13 protein-coding genes are annotated in these 17,592 nt (G+C 60.7%); 3 read left to right on the top strand and 10 right to left on the bottom strand.

Annotated features, from left to right (window positions below; translation table 11 throughout):
• Nucleotides 1-94: 94 nt before the first annotated feature.
• Nucleotides 95-409, top strand: coding sequence for a hypothetical protein (locus E1958_RS15130; RefSeq protein WP_133512610.1), 315 nt, complete (start codon nucleotides 95-97; stop codon nucleotides 407-409).
• 915 nt (nucleotides 410-1,324) lie between these two features.
• Here the strand turns inward: E1958_RS15130 and secA are convergent.
• The 4 genes from secA to modA form a co-directional block, all read right to left on the bottom strand.
• Entirely contained in the window at nucleotides 1,325-4,135 is a 2,811-nt protein-coding gene (gene secA / locus E1958_RS15135) for a preprotein translocase subunit SecA (RefSeq protein ID WP_133512611.1), read from the bottom strand.
• 551 nt (nucleotides 4,136-4,686) lie between these two features.
• Nucleotides 4,687-5,772 carry a molybdenum ABC transporter ATP-binding protein gene (gene modC / locus E1958_RS15140; RefSeq protein WP_243725285.1) on the bottom strand — a complete coding sequence of 362 codons (1,086 nt, stop codon included), beginning with the start codon at nucleotides 5,770-5,772 and terminating at the stop codon, nucleotides 4,687-4,689.
• Nucleotides 5,773-6,081: 309 nt separating this feature from the next.
• Nucleotides 6,082-6,783: a molybdate ABC transporter permease subunit gene (gene modB, locus E1958_RS15145; RefSeq protein WP_133512612.1), complete on the bottom strand. Its 702-nt coding sequence runs from the start codon at nucleotides 6,781-6,783 to the stop codon at nucleotides 6,082-6,084.
• A gap of 188 nt (nucleotides 6,784-6,971) precedes the next feature.
• Nucleotides 6,972-7,775, bottom strand: coding sequence for a molybdate ABC transporter substrate-binding protein (gene modA / locus E1958_RS15150; protein WP_243448309.1), 804 nt, complete (start codon nucleotides 7,773-7,775; stop codon nucleotides 6,972-6,974).
• Nucleotides 7,776-8,125: 350 nt separating this feature from the next.
• Here modA and E1958_RS22110 point away from each other — a divergent pair, with 350 nt between their 5' ends.
• Complete coding sequence (locus E1958_RS22110; RefSeq protein WP_369334474.1) at nucleotides 8,126-8,479, top strand: pentapeptide repeat-containing protein; 354 nt, start codon at nucleotides 8,126-8,128, stop codon at nucleotides 8,477-8,479.
• Nucleotides 8,480-8,686: 207 nt separating this feature from the next.
• Here E1958_RS22110 and E1958_RS15160 read toward each other — a convergent pair whose 3' ends face one another.
• The 4 genes from E1958_RS15160 to E1958_RS15175 all read right to left on the bottom strand — a co-directional run bounded on the left by E1958_RS15160 (nucleotide 8,687) and on the right by E1958_RS15175 (nucleotide 14,435).
• Nucleotides 8,687-10,057, bottom strand: coding sequence for an IS1380 family transposase (locus E1958_RS15160; protein ID WP_133512614.1), 1,371 nt, complete (start codon nucleotides 10,055-10,057; stop codon nucleotides 8,687-8,689).
• Between the two features lie 130 nt (nucleotides 10,058-10,187).
• Nucleotides 10,188-11,750 carry an alpha-isopropylmalate synthase regulatory domain-containing protein gene (locus tag E1958_RS15165; RefSeq protein ID WP_133512615.1) on the bottom strand — a complete coding sequence of 521 codons (1,563 nt, stop codon included), beginning with the start codon at nucleotides 11,748-11,750 and terminating at the stop codon, nucleotides 10,188-10,190.
• The gene (thrC, locus tag E1958_RS15170; protein WP_133512616.1) at nucleotides 11,747-13,144 is read right to left on the bottom strand and encodes a threonine synthase; all 1,398 of its coding nucleotides are present in this window, start codon (nucleotides 13,142-13,144) and stop codon (nucleotides 11,747-11,749) included. Before thrC ends, E1958_RS15165 begins: the two co-directional genes overlap by 4 nt.
• Before the next feature lie 514 nt (nucleotides 13,145-13,658).
• Nucleotides 13,659-14,435: a M23 family metallopeptidase gene (locus tag E1958_RS15175; protein WP_424945091.1), complete on the bottom strand. Its 777-nt coding sequence runs from the start codon at nucleotides 14,433-14,435 to the stop codon at nucleotides 13,659-13,661.
• A gap of 241 nt (nucleotides 14,436-14,676) precedes the next feature.
• Between E1958_RS15175 and E1958_RS15180 the strand changes: the two genes are divergently transcribed.
• A complete protein-coding gene (locus E1958_RS15180) occupies nucleotides 14,677-15,117 on the top strand; it encodes a DciA family protein (protein WP_165741589.1) in 441 nt (146 codons plus the stop codon).
• On the opposite strand, the gene lpxC is transcribed toward E1958_RS15180, so the two are convergent.
• Together lpxC and ftsZ are read right to left on the bottom strand one after the other, a co-directional pair.
• Nucleotides 15,114-16,028, bottom strand: a complete 915-nt coding sequence (gene lpxC / locus E1958_RS15185; RefSeq protein ID WP_089723846.1) for a UDP-3-O-acyl-N-acetylglucosamine deacetylase — start codon at nucleotides 16,026-16,028, stop codon at nucleotides 15,114-15,116. The genes E1958_RS15180 and lpxC overlap by 4 nt on opposite strands.
• Nucleotides 16,029-16,319: 291 nt before the next feature.
• Nucleotides 16,320-17,513, bottom strand: coding sequence for a cell division protein FtsZ (ftsZ, locus tag E1958_RS15190; protein ID WP_089723847.1), 1,194 nt, complete (start codon nucleotides 17,511-17,513; stop codon nucleotides 16,320-16,322).
• Nucleotides 17,514-17,592 lie beyond the last annotated feature (79 nt).

The following is a 17,592-nucleotide window of genomic DNA, read 5'->3' on the forward strand; positions in this document are numbered from 1 at the left end:
CCGCCGCGGCTGAGGGGAGCCCGCCGCTGGAATCCGGTAACCGGCGACAGGGCTAGGGTATACTTGACCGTCTGTCAACTCGCCTACCGACACCATGAATCTTGCTACAGAAGACATCCAGTTCATCAAGGAGCACCTCGGAGAGTGGCTCGCCGAGCAGTCGTTGGGCAAGCCGCCGGCGGTCTACGAGATCGAGCTGCGGGAGCGGATGGTGCGCGTGGAGGAAGAGCTCAGGCACCAGCGCGAGCTGATCAAGACCATCCTGGAGCAGATGGATAAGCGTTTCGATGCCGTCGACAAGCGTTTCGAGGCCCTGACGAGGCGTATCGACCGTTTCATGATCTGGTCGTTTGCCATCACCCTGACCGCGGGCGGTCTCGTCGTGACCCTACTGAAGCTGTTGCCCTGAGCCGAAAACTCGAACACCCTCCCCAGGGACGGGGCAGGCAGGCCGCGAACCGCATCTTTGGACGCTGGGCGTGTCCGACTGGTTGGGCACGGGCCATCCATTGATGCGGTTCGCGCGGAGAGTGCGTGCACTAGCCGGCAAGCTCAGAGCCACCGCGCTCACCGCATCCTACACCCTTTACCCAACCTACCCGGCTCGCTTCCAGCCACGTCCGGTCTCCCAAACAGTGCTGTCCGGCATGATTTGGTGCGACCCGAGAAGGTGTCTTACAGGCTCCAAATCATGCGAGCGTAACGCCTGTCGTCGGGACTAAAATAATCACTACATGCTTGGTAAGAGCTGCGGTAATTCGGGGCCGCGCATAACTCATCGCGCCGGGCGAGCCTGTTGCAAACGAAGCACGCCCGAAAAACTGGTGAGATCTTACAATACGCGTCGAGCTTTGCCTTCTGGGCCGGATCGTCTTTCCACAGCTCAGTGCGTCGTGGATTGGCGTTACATGCCTTAATCAATAGATCAGATTCAGCTTGAAAAGCATCGTTCAGTTTATCCATCTTGAGAAAATGTGCGAGTTTCGTGCAGGTATCCAAGTTCGGCGGATTCGAGGTGCAGCTGATCATGCAGATTGCAGGTATAAGAACTAGGAAAAAATAGTGGAATCGTTTGATCATGTCATTCTCTTGTTTGTGCACAATGGATGACAATGCCATTTAAGTTAAACCTCGTCTCATCGGCACCGTTGTAGTTAGGTGTCAAGTCCCGCCAGCTTGGTATAGATCACGCTGGACTTGACAGTTAATGATGGCAAACCGATTGCAGCCCATTTGCGTTGATTCGCGTTCATTTGCGGCAAAAAAAGAATTCTCATGGATGTTGTTTCCAGATTTTGTACGCAAGTGTATTAGCTGGTCACTCTCAGCTCGCCCTGCCGTGGCAATGTTTGTATTTTTTGCCGGAGCCGCAGGGACAGGGCTCGTTGCGTCCGATCTTGCGCTGCTCGCGCACATAGGGCCGCTGCTGCTCGGCGCGGTCTGCTGTTGCGGGTTGCTCTTGCTGCCCGGTATCCAGCCCATGGAAGGTCTCGTGCCTGAACTCGAACGCCTGCTCCGGCGCCTCCGCCGCGCCGAGGGGGGGCAGCTCGCCCATGGTCCGAAGCTGCACCTTGGACAAGGTCGTCACGACTTCCTGCTTGATGCCATCCAACATGCTGCTGAACAGCTCGAAGGCCTCCCGTTTGTATTCCTGCTTCGGGTTCTTCTGGGCATAGCCGCGCAGGTGGATACCCTGACGCAGGTAATCCATGGCCGCCAGATGGTCCTTCCATTGGGTGTCGAGGGTCTGTAGCATCAGGGTCTTCTCGAGCTGGCGCATGATGTCCGCACCCACGGTCCCCTCCTTTTCCGCATACCGGGCGGTGACCTCATCGCTGATGTGCGCGCGCAGAGTCTCCTCGTGCAGGTCCTGATCCCGGTCCAGCCATGTGCCGATCGGCCACTCGCCGCCGAAGTCCTCGGCCAGGGCCTGCTCCAGGCCGGGGACATCCCACTGCTCTTCCAAGCTCTGGGGCAGTATGTGACTATCGATGGTCCGTGCGAGCACGTCGGCACGCATGGCCGCGACCGTATCGGAGACATCCGTGGCGTCCATCAGATCGCGGCGCTGCCGGTAGATGACCTTGCGCTGGTCGTTGGCCACGTCGTCGTATTCCAGCAGCTGCTTGCGGATGTCGAAGTTGCGTCCCTCGACCTTGCGCTGGGCGTTCTCGATCGCCTTAGTGACCCAGGGGTGCTCGATGGCCTCTCCCTCCTCCATGCCGAGCTTTTGCATCATGTTGCCGACGCGCTCGGAGGCGAAGATGCGCATCAGGTTGTCCTCCAGGGAGAGGAAGAAACGGCTGGATCCCGGATCGCCCTGACGGCCAGAACGGCCCCGCAGCTGGTTGTCGATGCGCCGTGACTCGTGGCGCTCGGTGCCTACCACATGCAGCCCGCCGGCGGTGATGACCGCGTCGTGACGCTGTTTCCAGTCCGCGCGGATGGCCTCCTCGGCGCCTGAATCGGTGTTGTCATCGAGCTCGGCCTCCAAGTTGCCGCCCAAGACGATGTCCGTCCCGCGACCGGCCATGTTGGTGGCGATGGTGACCGTACCCGGACGCCCGGCCTGGGCGATAATGCCCGCCTCGCGCTCGTGCTGCTTGGCATTGAGCACCTGGTGCGGGATCTTCTCCTTGACCAGGAGCCCGGCGATGAGCTCCGAGGTCTCGATGGAGGCCGTGCCCACCAGCACCGGCTGCCCCCGCTCCACGCAGTCACGGATGTCTTCGACGATGGCCCGGTATTTCTCCTGCTGGGTGAGGTAGACCAGATCCCCCATGTCCGCGCGGATCATGGGCACATTGGTGGGGATCACCACCACCTCCAGACCATAGATCTGCTGGAACTCGAAGGCCTCGGTATCGGCGGTGCCCGTCATGCCCGAGAGCTTGGGGTACAGGCGGAACAGGTTCTGAAAGGTAATGGCGGCCAGGGTCTGGTTCTCCTGTTGGACCTGGACCCCCTCCTTGGCCTCCACGGCCTGATGCAGGCCCTCCGACCAACGCCGCCCCGGCATGGTGCGGCCGGTGAACTCATCGACGATGACGATCTGGCCGTCCTTGACGATATAGTCCACGTTCTTCCGGAACAGGGCGTGGGCCCGCAGGGCGGCGTAGACGTGATGCATCAGGACGATGTTGGCCGGATCGTACAGGCTCTCGCCCTCACCTAGCAGGCCCAGCTCGGCCAGCATCTCTTCCACCTTCTGATGGCCGTCTTCACTGAGGTAGAGCTGGCGTGCCTTCTCGTCCACGGAGAAATCTCCGGGGCCGAAATCCGGTTGCCCTTCGGCGTTGGTGATGGGGTCCTGGCGCGTAAGGCTCGGAATGATCTGGTCGATCTGCTGGTAGAGGTCGGTGCTGCCCTCCGAGGGACCGGAGATAATCAGGGGCGTGCGGGCCTCGTCGATGAGGATGGAGTCCACCTCGTCCACGATGGCGTAGTAGGGATCGCGCTGCACCCGCTGCTCGGCCTCGAAGGCCATATTGTCACGCAGGTAATCGAATCCGAACTCGTTGTTGGTGCCGTAGGTGATGTCGGCGGCGTAGGTCTCCCGGCGCGTGACCGGGCGCATATGCCGATAACCCTGGCCCGCGGGCGGCTCGTAGCCCGGATCATAGAAGTAGGAGGCGGCATCCGGCCCCAGGCCCCCGGAGGAGTTGATCACCCCCACGGTGAGACCCAGGAAGCGATAGATCTTGCCCATCCACTCCGCATCGCGGCGGGCCAGGTAATCGTTCACCGTGATCACGTGCACGCCCTGCTCAGGTAAGGCGTTCAGGTAGGCGGTAAGCGTAGCCACCAAGGTCTTACCCTCACCGGTGCGCATCTCAGCGATCTTGCCGTCGTTCAAGACCATGCCCCCGATGAGCTGGACATCGAAATGTCGCATACCCAGTACGCGCCGGCCCGCCTCGCGCACCACGGCAAAGGCCTCGGGGAGGAGGTCCGCCAGGCTACTGCCCGCTGCCAGGCGGTGGCGGAGCTCGCCGGTCTTGGCCTGTAACTCGGCATCGGCGAGCTGCTCGATCCGAGGCTCCAGGGCATTGATTTGGGCGACCTGCTTCGACATCCGCTTGATCAAGCGTTCGTTGCGGCTGCCGAAGGCCTTCTTGAGCAGATTGTTGATCATCGATTGGGATTACCGGGCTGAGAAAAATAGTGGAATCATACCTAAAACGCCCAAACGACGCAGTTGGCGCAGGGGTCGGCGCAGGGTAACCGGATTAATATAGATATTCGGTAGCCCTGGAAACCGGCAGCAGCAGGGTGGGCACGGATAAACCGCTACCAGCTACCGGCTGTCGGCAGAAACAGAACATATAAGGGTGGGCTGTGCCCACCGCCTGTTGCCGGCTTTCTTTTCCTATACTCAATCTCAGCCGGTGTAGGATGGGCAAAGCAAGCGCCCGACAGGAGGGATCTCAAGGTTCCGGTCACTGCGCGGAGGTTTCCGAACCGCGGCAGCTCGATCGGATGCTCAAAGCGAAGCGTGCCCATCAAATCCCACCTGCACCAGGTATCACCGTCTGGAAATCCATAACGCGCTGGGTGGTGGGCACGCCGCTATCCGAAGATGCGGTTCACGCCTCCTGGTAGTGCCGTCCTGAAAGACCTACCGCGCTCACCGCATCCTACGGGCTACGGCCGGCTGCCGGCAGGGGTGATCTGTGATCCCTGACGCTACTCGACCAGGGCCACGGCCTTGACTTGGGCATAGACCCGCTTGCCGGGGGTCAGCTGCAAGCGCTCGGCCGATTTGCGGGTGATCCCGGCCAGCAGGGGGGTGCCGGCGAGGTCCAGGCGCACCAGCGTCCGGGCCGCGCCGTTTTCCGCCAACCCGGCGACCAGGGCCGGGAAGATGTTGAGAATACTGGTGTCGGTCTGAGGTTGGAGGGTGATGCTCACATCGCGGGCCAGCACCCGCAGGCGCACCTTGTGGCCGATGGGCAGACCGATGCGGGCGACGCTGAAGCGGCCCCCGGAAAAGTCGAGATAACTCAGGTGATAGGCCGGGTCGTGGGCCGTGATCTCCGCCTCGATGATGGCGTCGGCCTCGGCGCCCAGATCACGGGCGAGGTCGAGGCGGGCCCGCAGATCGCCGAGGCGGCCGGAGGCGCGCACGCGCCCGGCCTCGAGCAGGACCAGATGGTCGGCGAGCCGCGCCACCTCGTCCGGGGCATGACTCACATAGAGTACCGGCATCGCCAGCTCGTCATGCAAACGCTCCAGATAGGGCAGGATCTCCTGCTTGCTCTTACGGTCCAGGGAGGCCAGGGGCTCGTCCATCAGCAGCAGGCGCGGGCTGGTCAGCAGGGCGCGGGCGATGGCTACGCGCTGACGTTGCCCGCCGGACAGGCGATCCGGTCGCCGTTCCAACAGGTCCTGGATCCCCATCAGGTCGGCCACTTCATCGGGCCGCACGCGGCGCTCGCCGGGGGCGATGCGCGTGAGGCCGTATTCGAGATTGCGCCACACCGACAGGTGCCGGAACAGCCCCGCCTCCTGAAACACATAACCGATCGGCCGCCGATGGGGTCTTAGGAACAGCCGCTTGGCGTCGTCCTGCCAGGTCTCGGCGCCGACGCGGAGTCGGCCGGCCATGCGCTGCAACCCCGCCACACAGCGCAGGATGGTGGTCTTGCCGCAACCCGAAGGACCGAATAGGGCGGTGATGCCCTGCATCGGGCACTCGAACCGCACAGCGAGCGAGAAGCCGCCGAGCGATCCCGCAAAGCGCGCCTGGATGTGCCCGTCTTCGCGCGTCACAGCTTAGTACGGCAGTATCGATAACATGGGCATCATGTTTGTCCGCAAACGAACGCGAATCAACGCAAATCGGTCACAAAAGATCACCCTATCTTTTTGTCCACAGATTATGCAGATTCTCAGCAGATTGCTTCGCCTTTTCCTATACTCAATCATAATCTCGGCGGTTCCGCTTTTTGTCGCCAATGGATGCGAACCAATACAGATCGCCTGCAATCAGTTCATCATCATCAACGATTCTTGATCCATTTGCGTGCATTTGCGTTTATTTGCGGATAAATCTTCCGCAAAGAACCTACCGACTTGAGGTTATCGGCGGTTGAGAGCATCCGTACCAGCCCGTCCGATGCGCCTTTCGAGCAGGAAGGTGGTCAGAATGACGGCGAAGGAGAACGCAAGCATGCCCCCGGCCACCAGATGGGCCTGAGCCCATTGCAGGGTCTCCACATAGTCATAGATCGCGATCGACAAGACCTTGGTCTCACCGGGAATATTGCCGCCGATCATCAAGACCACGCCGAACTCACCCACCGTGTGGGCAAAGCCCAGCACGGTGCCGGTCAGAAAGCCGGGGCGTGCCAGCGGGACGGCCACCGACCAGAAGGCGTCCCACGGTGAGGCCCGCAAGGTGGCAGCGACCTCAAGGGGGCGCTCCCCGACTGCCTCGAAGGCGTTGCGGATAGGTTGCACGACGAAGGGCATCGAGTAGAGCACCGAACCGATTACCAGGCCCTCGAACCTGAACGCCAGCGAGTGCCCGCCGAACCGGCCGGCCACCCATCCGCCCGGGCCATTGGGCCCCAGTGCCACCAACAGATAGAAGCCCAATACCGTCGGCGGCAGGACCAGCGGCAGGGCCACCAGGGTAGCCACCACCTCCTTCCACAGTGACTTGGAGCGGGCCAACCACCAGGCAATCGGGGTACCCAGGATCAGCAGTACCAGGGTAGTGATCGAGGCCAAGGCCAGGGTCAGCCGGATCGGCGACCAGATCCCGGCTAGCTCAGGCATAGGATTCTCACGGAAGATTTAGCCGCAAATGAACGCGAATGAACGCAAATGAAGATCACTTCTTGGTAGTGGTAAATTTCTAACTGATAACTGAATTGATGCGGTTCGCGCCTCCTCTCTGGCGCCGTCCTGAAAGTCCTACCACGCTCACCGCATCCTACGGCCCTCGAACATAGGTCAGCGGCCGGTCAGTTGCCGCCACCATAGCCATACCGCATCTTCACCGCGGCGGCCGCCGGACCCTTCAGGAAGGCCAGGAACCCGTGGGCCGCCCGGTTATCCGCGCCGCGCCGCAGCAAGACCGCATCCTGGGCCAGCGGCGGGTGGAGGTGATCCGGCACCGGCCAACGCGACCCTTTATTATGCCGGGCAACCTGGGACAGGGCGACAAAACCGACCTCGGCATTTCCGGTCGCCACGAATTGATAGGTCTGGCCGATGTTGTTGCCCCGCACCAGGCGAGGGGCAAGTCCGACATAGACCCCCAGGGCTTTCATCACCGCCACCGCCGCCGCCCCATAGGGCGCGGTGACCGGATTGGTGATGGCGACCTTGGTGATACCGGGGTTATGCAGCGTCGTCTCGTCCGTCACCAAGGACTCGTCCCTGCTGAACAGCACCAAGCGGCCCGTGGCATAGGTGAAGCGACTGTCCGCCACGGCCAGGCCCGCGGCAACCGCCTGCGCGGGTCGTACCTGATCGGCGGCGAGAAAAACCTCGAAGGGGGCGCCTTGGGTGATCTGGGCATAGAGCTGGCCGGTCGAGCCGAAGCTGTAGCTGGCCTCGTGCCCCGTGGCCTGTGCGAACAGGACGCCGATCTCCTTGGCCGCCGCGGTGAAATTCGCGGCCACCGCGATCCTTACCTTTTGCGCCAATGCCGGTGAGGCAGCGATCAGGAGTACAAGCATCGCCACCAGCAGAACCCTGAGGATACGCAAGCCGGGTTCTGTGATGGGTGTGTTCTTCATGGGAAACGGCTGGTTAGCCCACATATCTCAGGTCCTGTTTCGTTCACCTTTTTTTCCGTCAAGTCAGACAGGCTCCATAGATGCGTTGATAGAGATATTCATGAATTTGAAAAAGAGGCAATAGTTGTAGTATATAAGGCGTTTCGACGTACTTAAACACGGCAATTCGCCGTCTACTACCTGTTAGGCGTGTATCGTCACTTGGAAATCACTCGAACTGTTAAAATTATCTATGGCTAATGACCTACACTGTCAGCTTTTAAGCGATGGCCGAGAAGCCTTGTCAGAGTGGCGAGATGCTAATCCAGGTTGTCAATTGGATTTTCGTGAAGCGACTTTAGCGTGGAAAGACTGTCGAGGACTTGATTTACGGGGTGCTGATTTTCAGGGAGCTTAATCTAGTACGTTCCGATTTTAGTTACGGAGCAAAGATATATACCGGGTTTTCTCGTCCGGTAACAACTGATTTGAGTAACGCTAACCTAAGTAATGCATATCTTGAGTGGGCATACTTTCACGGCACATGCTTACGCGGCACCGACTTTTCTTATGCATCGTTGGATAATACGAAATTTATCGCAGTTGATTTAAGTGAAGCATCGAACTTGGATCTGTGCAAGCACTTTGGGCCTTCTACTTTAGATTACCGAACGCTTATGTGGTCTCGAAACTTACCACTATCTTTTCTTAGAGGTTGTGGATTTCCTGATATATTCCTGAATCCGTGACGTAAATGAGAAGTTATTACGTTGGTGTCGAGATTGGAGGCAATTGTCATTCTAATCAGGAGCGATGGAACAGTAGAGGTGCTAACTGGATGTGAGTCTTGGGTTTTGGACGTGTCAATGCGAGCGTTCAACACCTCGCCGTGAGTAATCGGCACGAAAAAACCCGCGACCTCCAGCGCGCGTATTGATGCGGCAGCAGCAGTTCGTTCACGTGTATGCCAAGCGTTCGTAGAGTCGTCGGAAGATGGAGACCACCATGCAACCCGAGCCGAAGGCGAGTTTGAGTCGGCGCCCCGTATGAATCAGCCGTGCAGCCAGGTACATCAGGGTTTGCATCACGGTGCGGATGCGCCGACGCGTGGCCGGATGGCGTGGCGGGGGATCCGGCCCCAGCAGTCCGTTCTGCCCGATCCAACGCAGGATATTGTAGGCCAGTTGGGCACAGGCGAGGATTAAGGCGTTGGTGGCAAATTTCCCCGAGGGCAGGCGTTCGATGTCCAGATCGGTCTTGAACTCGCTGTGGAATTGCTCGGAGGTCCCATGATCGGCATAGAGACGAGTGATGGTCTGCTCATCGAACGGGAGGCTCGTCCACCAGCCTTCGAGCACGACCTCGGGAACCAGGAGTTGCAGGCCATGCATGTCGATGGTGCGTTCGGTAACCCGCATGACGCGTCGCAGAGAATAGGTGTAACCGTTGTGAGTGCGTGTTTCATCCCAATTGAACAGGGCGACCCGCTTACCCGGTCGCGGTTCACTCCACGCACCGTGTTGTTCGGCAACGGCGAGCCATTTCTCAGGGCATTCCCGGCGTGGGTTCCACTTGATGACATAGTGAGTTGGGGCGGCCTGCGGGTCGTGCTCGTTGTGGGCCGCGACCACCGCGATGTTCTCAATGGCATCATTGCCACCGTCCAGACGCAACAGCACGGGGGCGGCAGTCATGCGTCGCGCCCGCTCCAGCACACGCTGGAGGAAAGCCGGGGTGCCGTTCTGACAATGCTGACTGCCGACGCGCAGTTCCAGCTCCAGACAGTAACCCTCCTGTCCCAGATAGGCCGCCATCGGCGCGTAACCGTCCACCCCGGCGTAGGTACGCGAGACGCCCTCCTTCTTCGTCTGGGAGTTATCGAACGGCGTGACATCGCAATCCAGGGGCATCAAGCCGTTGTCAGGTCCCGGATGATTACGAGGATATTTTTTGAACAGCTGGGGCTGGTGTGCGTACCATTGTTGGCGTGTCCGGAGGGGCGTTTTGGGGTGCAAGTTCTGCTGTGGGATGCGGTGATTATACAGGTAGACGAAGCGCTTGAGGGTTGCCTGGAGGGAGGCGGCGGAGTCGAAGCGGTGGGTGCGCAGCACCTCGGCGATGCGGCCGTTGAAGCGTTCGGTCATACCGTTGGTCTGGGGGGTTCCGGGCGTGATCAGACGATGCGCGATGCGGTTGGCGGCGCAGACCCGATCGCAGGGATGGACGCCGGCTGGCTGGCACTCGCCGGAGGCGCCGAAGCGATCGGTAAATGCCTTGCCGTTGTCGGTGAGGAGTGTGGTGATTTTGAACGGGGCTTTGTCGATCAAGCGGTTGAGGAAGCCATCTGCTCGTTTTTCATTTCTGGTCGCTAATTGTACTGAATTCAGATGTCATGTAACGACTCAAACGCCACTGGCCCCTTCTCAGCATTACGGCAAAACCCAAACCCGAACCGCCTCAGGCGGTAGGATCGATGGAGCGCGACTGCTGGAGGGAGCCTTGGATCTGCAGGTTCAGTACCCGCAGGGTAGCATTGATGGCCGCGAACACTTGATTGTAGTGCACGCCGCGGGTGCGGACCTCACCGGTCTCGCAGGCCCAGGTGATGATGCACTCGGTCAGGGCGTCGGAGCGTCCGCCCTTAGGGATCCGGACCTCAAAGTCTACCAACCTGGGCAGGGCAAGCCCCTTTTTCTTCAGGATCTTGGCAAGCGCCCCGGTGAAGGCGTCGAAGCCGCCGTTGCCGCTGCCAGCGGCGGTCAAGACCTCGTCTTGCAGCCGGACACGAATGCTGGCGGTAGATTGCAGGTCCAGGCTGCTGGTGACGGTGCAGGAGAGCAGCTCGACATGGGTGTAGTCCTTGCCCTCGAGGACCTCGGCGATGATAAAGGGCAGGTCGTCGCTGGTGATAGCCTTCTTGGAATCCCCCAGTTCTATAACCCGCTGGAGTACCTTGTGCTGGTTCTCCTCCGAGAGGCTGATGTCGAGGCGCTCTAGGTTCTTGAGCAGAGAGGCCTTGCCCGCGAGTTTACCCAGGGCGTAGCGACGGCTGCGGGCGAAACGCTCCGGGCTCAGCCGAGTATGGTAGAGGCTGGCCTTGTGGTCGCCGTCGGCGTGAATGCCGGCGGTCTGGGTGAAGACGTCCTCGCCTACGATGGGGGCATTGTGGGCGGTACGCTTGCCCGAGAAATGCTCGACCAGCTCGCCGACCTGGACCAGGTGGGTCTCGTCGATCCTCGGGTTCAATCCGAGCTGGTCACGCAGGTTGACCGCTACCTCTGCCAGGGAGGCGTTCCCGGCCCGCTCCCCCAGGCAATTGATGGTGCAGTGGACCGCCGCCGCGCCCGCCTGGACGGCCGCGATCACGTTGGCCGTGGCCAGTCCATAGTCGTTGTGGGGATGGAAGTCGAACTTGAGGTGGGGAAAGCGCCGGATCATGTCCGTCATGGCGGCGGTGACCTGCTCCGGGGTCATCACACCCAGGGTGTCCGGCAGCATGAAGTGGCCGACGCCCGTGTCGGCAAGCCCGTCCATCAGCCGGTAGACGAACCCCCGGCTGTCCCGGTAGCCGTTCGACCAATCTTCCAGGTAGAGGTTGACGGCCAATCCCTTCTCGCGGGCGAGCTCGATGTTCGCGCGTAGGTCGTTGAGATGCTCGCCCAGCGTCTTGCCGAGCTGGTGCCGGCAGTGCTTCTCGCTGCCTTTGGCCAGTAGGTTGATTACACGCCCACCGGACTTAAGGATCCAGTCCACGCTCTTGCCGTGGTCGACGAATCCGAGTACCTCGACCCGATCGGCCAGCCCGGCTCCCCGCGCCCAGTCGATGATGCCGGACACGGCCTCGATCTCACCCCTGGACACCCGGGCGGAGGCCACCTCGATCCGGTCCACCCGCACCCGCTCCAGCAGTGCCTTGCCGATGTTGGTCTTCTCCGCCGGGGAGAAGGAGACCCCATGGGTCTGCTCGCCGTCCCGCAGGGTGGTATCGAGGATCTCGATGGCAGACGCGGGCTGGTTCACGGCCGGTCGCCGCTCGCTGCCAGGGTGCTGCGGATATGTCCCCGTACCGCCTCTTCCGTGGCATCCAGCAAGACGCAGCGGGTCTCTTTCTCCAACAGTCCGCGCAGACAGGGCGGTGGGGGCGCCTGGATACCGATAGCCCGGTGCACCGCATCGTTGAACTTGGCCGGGTGCGCCGTGGCCAGGCAAACCATGTCGGCACGGTGCCGGGCGGCCTGTACGCCAACGGCCGTGTGGGGATCCAGGATATAGCCGTGGCGCTCATAGGTCTCTCGGATCTGGTCCAGGATTTGGGCGTCGCTGACGGCCGCAGCATCGAAATCACCGGCCAGGGTTATCCGCTGTTCCGCCGTTACCTGCATGCACCCGGTACGGTCCAGCGCTGCAAGCAGGGCACGCACCGCGGCTGGGTCCTCACCCACCAGAAAATACAGGTAGCGCTCGAAATTGGAGGCGACCTGGATGTCCATGGCCGGGCTCAAGGTCGAATGGACCTCGCCCGCCGCGTAGGGACCGCCGGTAACGAATCGGGTCAGGATGTCATTACGGTTGGTGGCGATGAGCAGCCGGTCTACCGGCAACCCCATGCGCTTGGCCAGGTAGCCGGCGAAAATGTCGCCGAAGTTTCCGGTGGGGACCGCAAAGCTGATTCGGAATCCGGGATCGCCTCGACTCATCCTACCCCAGGCATAGAAGTAGTAGACGATCTGGGCCAGGATGCGGGCCCAGTTGATGGAGTTGATCGCGCCCAGGTGGTATTGTTGCTTGAAGTGCAGATCGTTGAACAGGCCTTTGACGATACGTTGGCCGTCATCGAAGGTACCGCGGATGGCGATGTTGTGGACGTTTGCATCCAACACCGTGGTCATCTGCCGTTCTTGGATCGGCGAGACCCGGCCCGCGGGATGCAGAATGAAGATCCGGATCCGGTCCTTGCCGCGTACCCCGGCGATGGCCGCCGAACCCGTATCCCCTGAAGTTGCCCCCAGGATGTTCAGCCGCCCACCGTCGCGTGCGAGCAGGTACGCGAAGACATTCCCGAGAAATTGCAGCGCCACGTCCTTGAAGGCCGCCGTGGGACCCTGGAAAAGCTCCAGGACGCGTTGCCCGCCGACCTGCACCAGCGGCGTTATTTCCTGGTGGGAGAAGGTCGCATAGGAGCGGCCGATCAGCGCGACCAGATCGGCGCGCGGGATGGCGTCGCCAACGAAGGGAAGCATGAGCTCCACCGCCAGGTCCCGGAAGCCTAAGTCGGACCAGTCGCGGAGTTCAGCGGGACCGACCTGGGGCACCGTCGCGGGCAGAAGCAACCCGCCGTCGGTGCCGAGGCCCATCATCACGGCTGCGGAGAAACCGACGGGCTTAACCCCACCGCGGGTACTGAGATATTGCATCGGTCTTAGGAGCCGTTGACATTAGATCCGAACGTGGGCGATTGTGAGGAATTGGCGCGGCGAGGAGGGATCTTAGAGCTATCTGGTTAAAACGGATCTTAGCGTCGTGTTGCGTTACGCCGCGTTCGACGCCGTGCTCCCCCAAACGTTTTCTCGCGCGGCTAACTCAACCTACACGCAATGCGAGGCGCGGACAGGCTGCGCGGGGGGTCATGTGAGTGTAGGTTGCGTTAAGACGCCGGCAATGGACCTGGCAGACGATCAGCGAGCCTTGGTGCGTCGAACGCAACACATCAAACCCTGTCCCGACGCAGGAGGGATCTTTTCCCTCCGGACAGCACGAATCATCGCAGGATTGGTCTCGTTCGATCCTGGCGCTGTTCGGCATTATTTGGTGTTGCCTGGGAAGGTGTCGTGTTGGGTTACGACGCGTTCGACGCTGTGCCCTCCGCAGCGTTTCCCTGCGCGCCTAACCCAACCTACACGCAATGCGAGGTCTGCGCGGGCAGGCTGCTCAGCCGCCCCCTTTCCGGTACGACTTGGCGCCGACGTAGTTCATGGGATTGATGGCCTTACCGTACCTGCGGACCTCGAAGTGAACGTGAGGACCGGTGGAGCGCCCGCTGGAGCCGAGCCTGGCGATCGTCTGTCCCTTCTTAACCAGGTCGCCCTTCTTGACCAGGTTCTTCTGGTTGTGGGCGTAGCAGGTTACCAGACCATTCATATGACGGATTTTCACTATACGGCCATATCCGGACTCCCAACCGCTGAAGATGACGACCCCGTCGGCAGTGGCCAGTATGGGTGTTCCCCGCTTGCCGGCGAAATCGACGCCGCTGTGGAGGTGGTACTTTTTGAGGATCGGATGCATGCGATATCCGAACCCGGAGGTGATATAGCCGGACCGAACCGGCCATCCGGAGGGGACAGCGTGTTTCCCGAGGCCCTTCTCCATGATCATCTGCTCAAGCTGTTTCAGCTTGTGCCTGCGGTCGTTGATAAAACCGGACAGGTCGGTTACCTCTCTCAATAGTTCTGACACCTCGATTTCATTGCTCACTCGGGCATCGGCGGGACCGCCCAAGGGGGGCGGACTCTCGAAATCGAACTCCTCGGCATCCAGCCCGGCCATCTCCACCAGGCGCCCCCCCAACGCATTCAGGCGGAGAATTTCGGCATGCAGATCGCCGATCCGACCGGACAAGACATCAAGCTGAGCTTGGGACTTCCAGCGGGCCGCTTCCAACATCTTGCGCTCCTCCTTGAGCATTGCCTCGAACACAGGAACCATCTGCGGAGATATCAGACTCAGTGGCACACTCGCTCGACCGTACCAGAAACCGACCCCCGCCGCCGCGGTAACCAAAACACCGAGAACGATCCCCCACGCGGCAGTGCCTTTCCACCCGCTTCTGTGTCGTAAGTAAGTTCGATTCATAATGAAACCTTCCATCAAGCTGAATAATTTCGTAATTTTAGCAAATTCTGGCCGTCCTGTCAGCAATACCCCCATTCGAGCCGCACTTCCGTTCGTGCCTAAACGCTTCCAACACGCCTGCCGCTTCCTGCGACAGAATGAGAAAACCGCTGGTTGTTTCGCCGCGATCGAAGGCCACACCCAGCTGTTGCGTGAGATCCAAGCCGTCCTGCCCCCGCCCCTGGATGAGCACTGTCTGTACGCCTCCCTCGATACTGGCGTACTGACGTTGCTCACGGATTCCCCGGTCTGGTCGTCACGCCTACGCTTCTTTACCCCGGAGCTCGAGCATCATCTCACCCCGCGTCATGGCCCCATCGTCACCTGCCGCATCCGCGTTCGGCCTGGTGCCTCCATATCCTCCTCGAAGGCCTCAAACAACACGCTGTCTGCAACAACGGTACAGCATTTGATGGACGCGGCCGCAGGCACCGAAGATGCCCGGCTTGCAGCCGCGCTGCGCCGGCTGGCGAAGACCGGCACACGGAATCGCTAGGACGACACAACCAACGGCTGCAGATAGGAAATCGGCGAGGACTTGAAATCCTCGAACACAACCTGTTCCCATGCCGTTGCGTCGGCCATCAACGCCCGCAGCAGGCAGTTGTTGAGGGCATGACCGGATTTGTGCCCGCAAAAGGCGCCGATCAACGAATGGCCAAGCAGGTAGAGGTCACCGATGGCGTCGAGGATCTTGTGCTTGACGAACTCGTCCTCGTAGCGCAGACCCTCCTCGTTGAGCACCCGGTAGTCGTCCACCACGACGGCGTTGTCCATACTGCCGCCAAGGGCGAGGTCGCTCTGGCGCAATGCCTCGATATCGCGCAGGAAGCCAAATGTCCGCGCGCGGCTGACCTCTTTGACGAAGGAGGTCGTGGAGAGGTCCACGCTGGCCTCCTGCACCCGCGATACGAAGACCGGATGATCGAAATCGATGGAGAAATCCACCCTGAACCCATTGTAGGGTTCAAAGATGGCGCGTTTGTCCCCATCTTCCACGGCCACCCTCCGCTTGATACGGATGAAACGCTTCGGCCGATTTTGCTCCTCGACACCGGCCGACTGGATCAGGAACACAAAGGGCCCCGCGCTGCCGTCCATAATGGGCACCTCAGGGGCACTCACGTCGACGTAGGCATTGTCTATCCCCAAACCGGCGAAGGCGGAGAGCAGATGCTCCACCGTGGAGATACCTACGTCCCCCTTGACCAAGGTAGTCGACAACCTGGTGTCGCCCACGTTCTCGGGACAGGCACGGATCTCCACCGGCTGCGGCAGATCGACGCGGCGAAACACGATCCCGGTATCCGTCGCAGCCGGACGCAATGTCAGGCAAACCTTGTTGCCCGTATGTAACCCCACCCCGGTAGCTCGGATCACGTTTTTCAGGGTTCGCTGCCTGATCATTACCATACCTCCCATCGCACTCCCCGTGCCTTCTGCCCTGCGGAAGCCACCCTGCGTTCGTCAGGGGTGCTTCGCAAGGAGGCATCCCAGCCGTTTAACGCCAACCCGGGGGTGTCCTTCCTTGGTTCTCGTGTTTGTCCATCTCAGCCGTCCATCGGAGGCGGAGGGAACAACCCCGAGTTTCCTCGATTAGGGTTTTCCCTCTATTTAATCAGGTACGAAACGTCTTTACAAGAAAATTTATTGATTTTCTTCGTGATCCTCTTTTCTGGTTTACCCTGATTCAGTGATTCAGTCTGCCTGATGGCGCAGAAACGCGGGAATATCCAGGTAATCTAGATCCGTCTCCTCGACCGCATCCGGGTGGGCTTGCGCGACCGCGGCCGCAGCGACACCCTGGTAGCCCTTGCGATAGACCGCCGGGCGTTCCATGTCTCGGTAATCGGGGGTAACCGACCCCGTGCCCCCGCGTGGCACCAGATGGATCGGCGACTCGCCCATGGCCGGCTTCGAAAGCTGCGCTCTGCGCCCCTCTCCAAGGCCGGTAGCGACCACGGTCACGCGCAGCTCCTCGCTCAGGTCGGGATCGATGACGGTGCCGACCACCACGATGGCGTCGTCGTCCGCAAAGTCCCGCACCGTATTGCCCACCTCGTCGAACTCACCGATGGACAAACTCATGCCGGCGGTGATGTTGACCAATATCCCTTTGGCACCGGCCAGATCGATGTCCTCCAGCAAAGGACTATTGATGGCCGCTTCGGCCGCTTCCCGAGCCCGCTGTTCGCCACTGGCGATGCCCGTCCCCATCATCGCCTGACCCATTTCGGCCATGACGGTCTTGACATCCGCAAAGTCCACATTGATGAGGCCAGGACGGGTGATGAGCTCGGCAATCCCCTGGGTAGCGTTCAGGAGCACATCGTTGGCCGCCTTGAAGGAGTTCAAGAGACTCATTTCCTTACCGAGCACGGCCAGCAGCTTCTCGTTGGGGATGGTGATGAGTGAATCGACGTGGCTCGCCAGCTCGGAGATCCCCTCCACCGCCACCTTCATCCGCTTGGCGCCCTCGAACGCAAAGGGCTTGGTCACCACGGCCACGGTCAGGATACCCAGTTCCCGTGCCACCTGGGCGACGACCGGAGCGGCACCCGTCCCGGTTCCACCGCCCATGCCGGCCGTGATGAAGACCATGTCGGCACCCTCCAGGGCATCATGAATGCGTTCCTTGTCCTCCAATGCGGCCTCCTTGCCCACCTTGGGGTCGGCACCGGCGCCGAGTCCCTTTGTGATGTCCGCCCCCAGCTGGAGGATGGTCTTGACGTTGGAGCTCTTCAGGGCCTGGGAATCCGTGTTGGCGCAGATGAAATCCACCCCCTCGATGGAAGACTCCACCATCTGGTTGACGGCATTGCCGCCGCCGCCGCCGACACCGATCACCTTGATGACCGCATCCTGGCCGTTGGTATCCACTAGTTCAAACATCGGTTTTCTCCTGATTTTGCTCAATAGTTACCCGCATTGGATCGACTCGTCTTGCAGGATCTCATGGAGGCCCTGCCCG

Origin of the sequence: Candidatus Thiosymbion oneisti (genome assembly GCF_004359955.1) — a bacterium.
Taxonomy (GTDB): domain Bacteria; phylum Pseudomonadota; class Gammaproteobacteria; order Chromatiales; family Chromatiaceae; genus Thiosymbion; species Thiosymbion oneisti.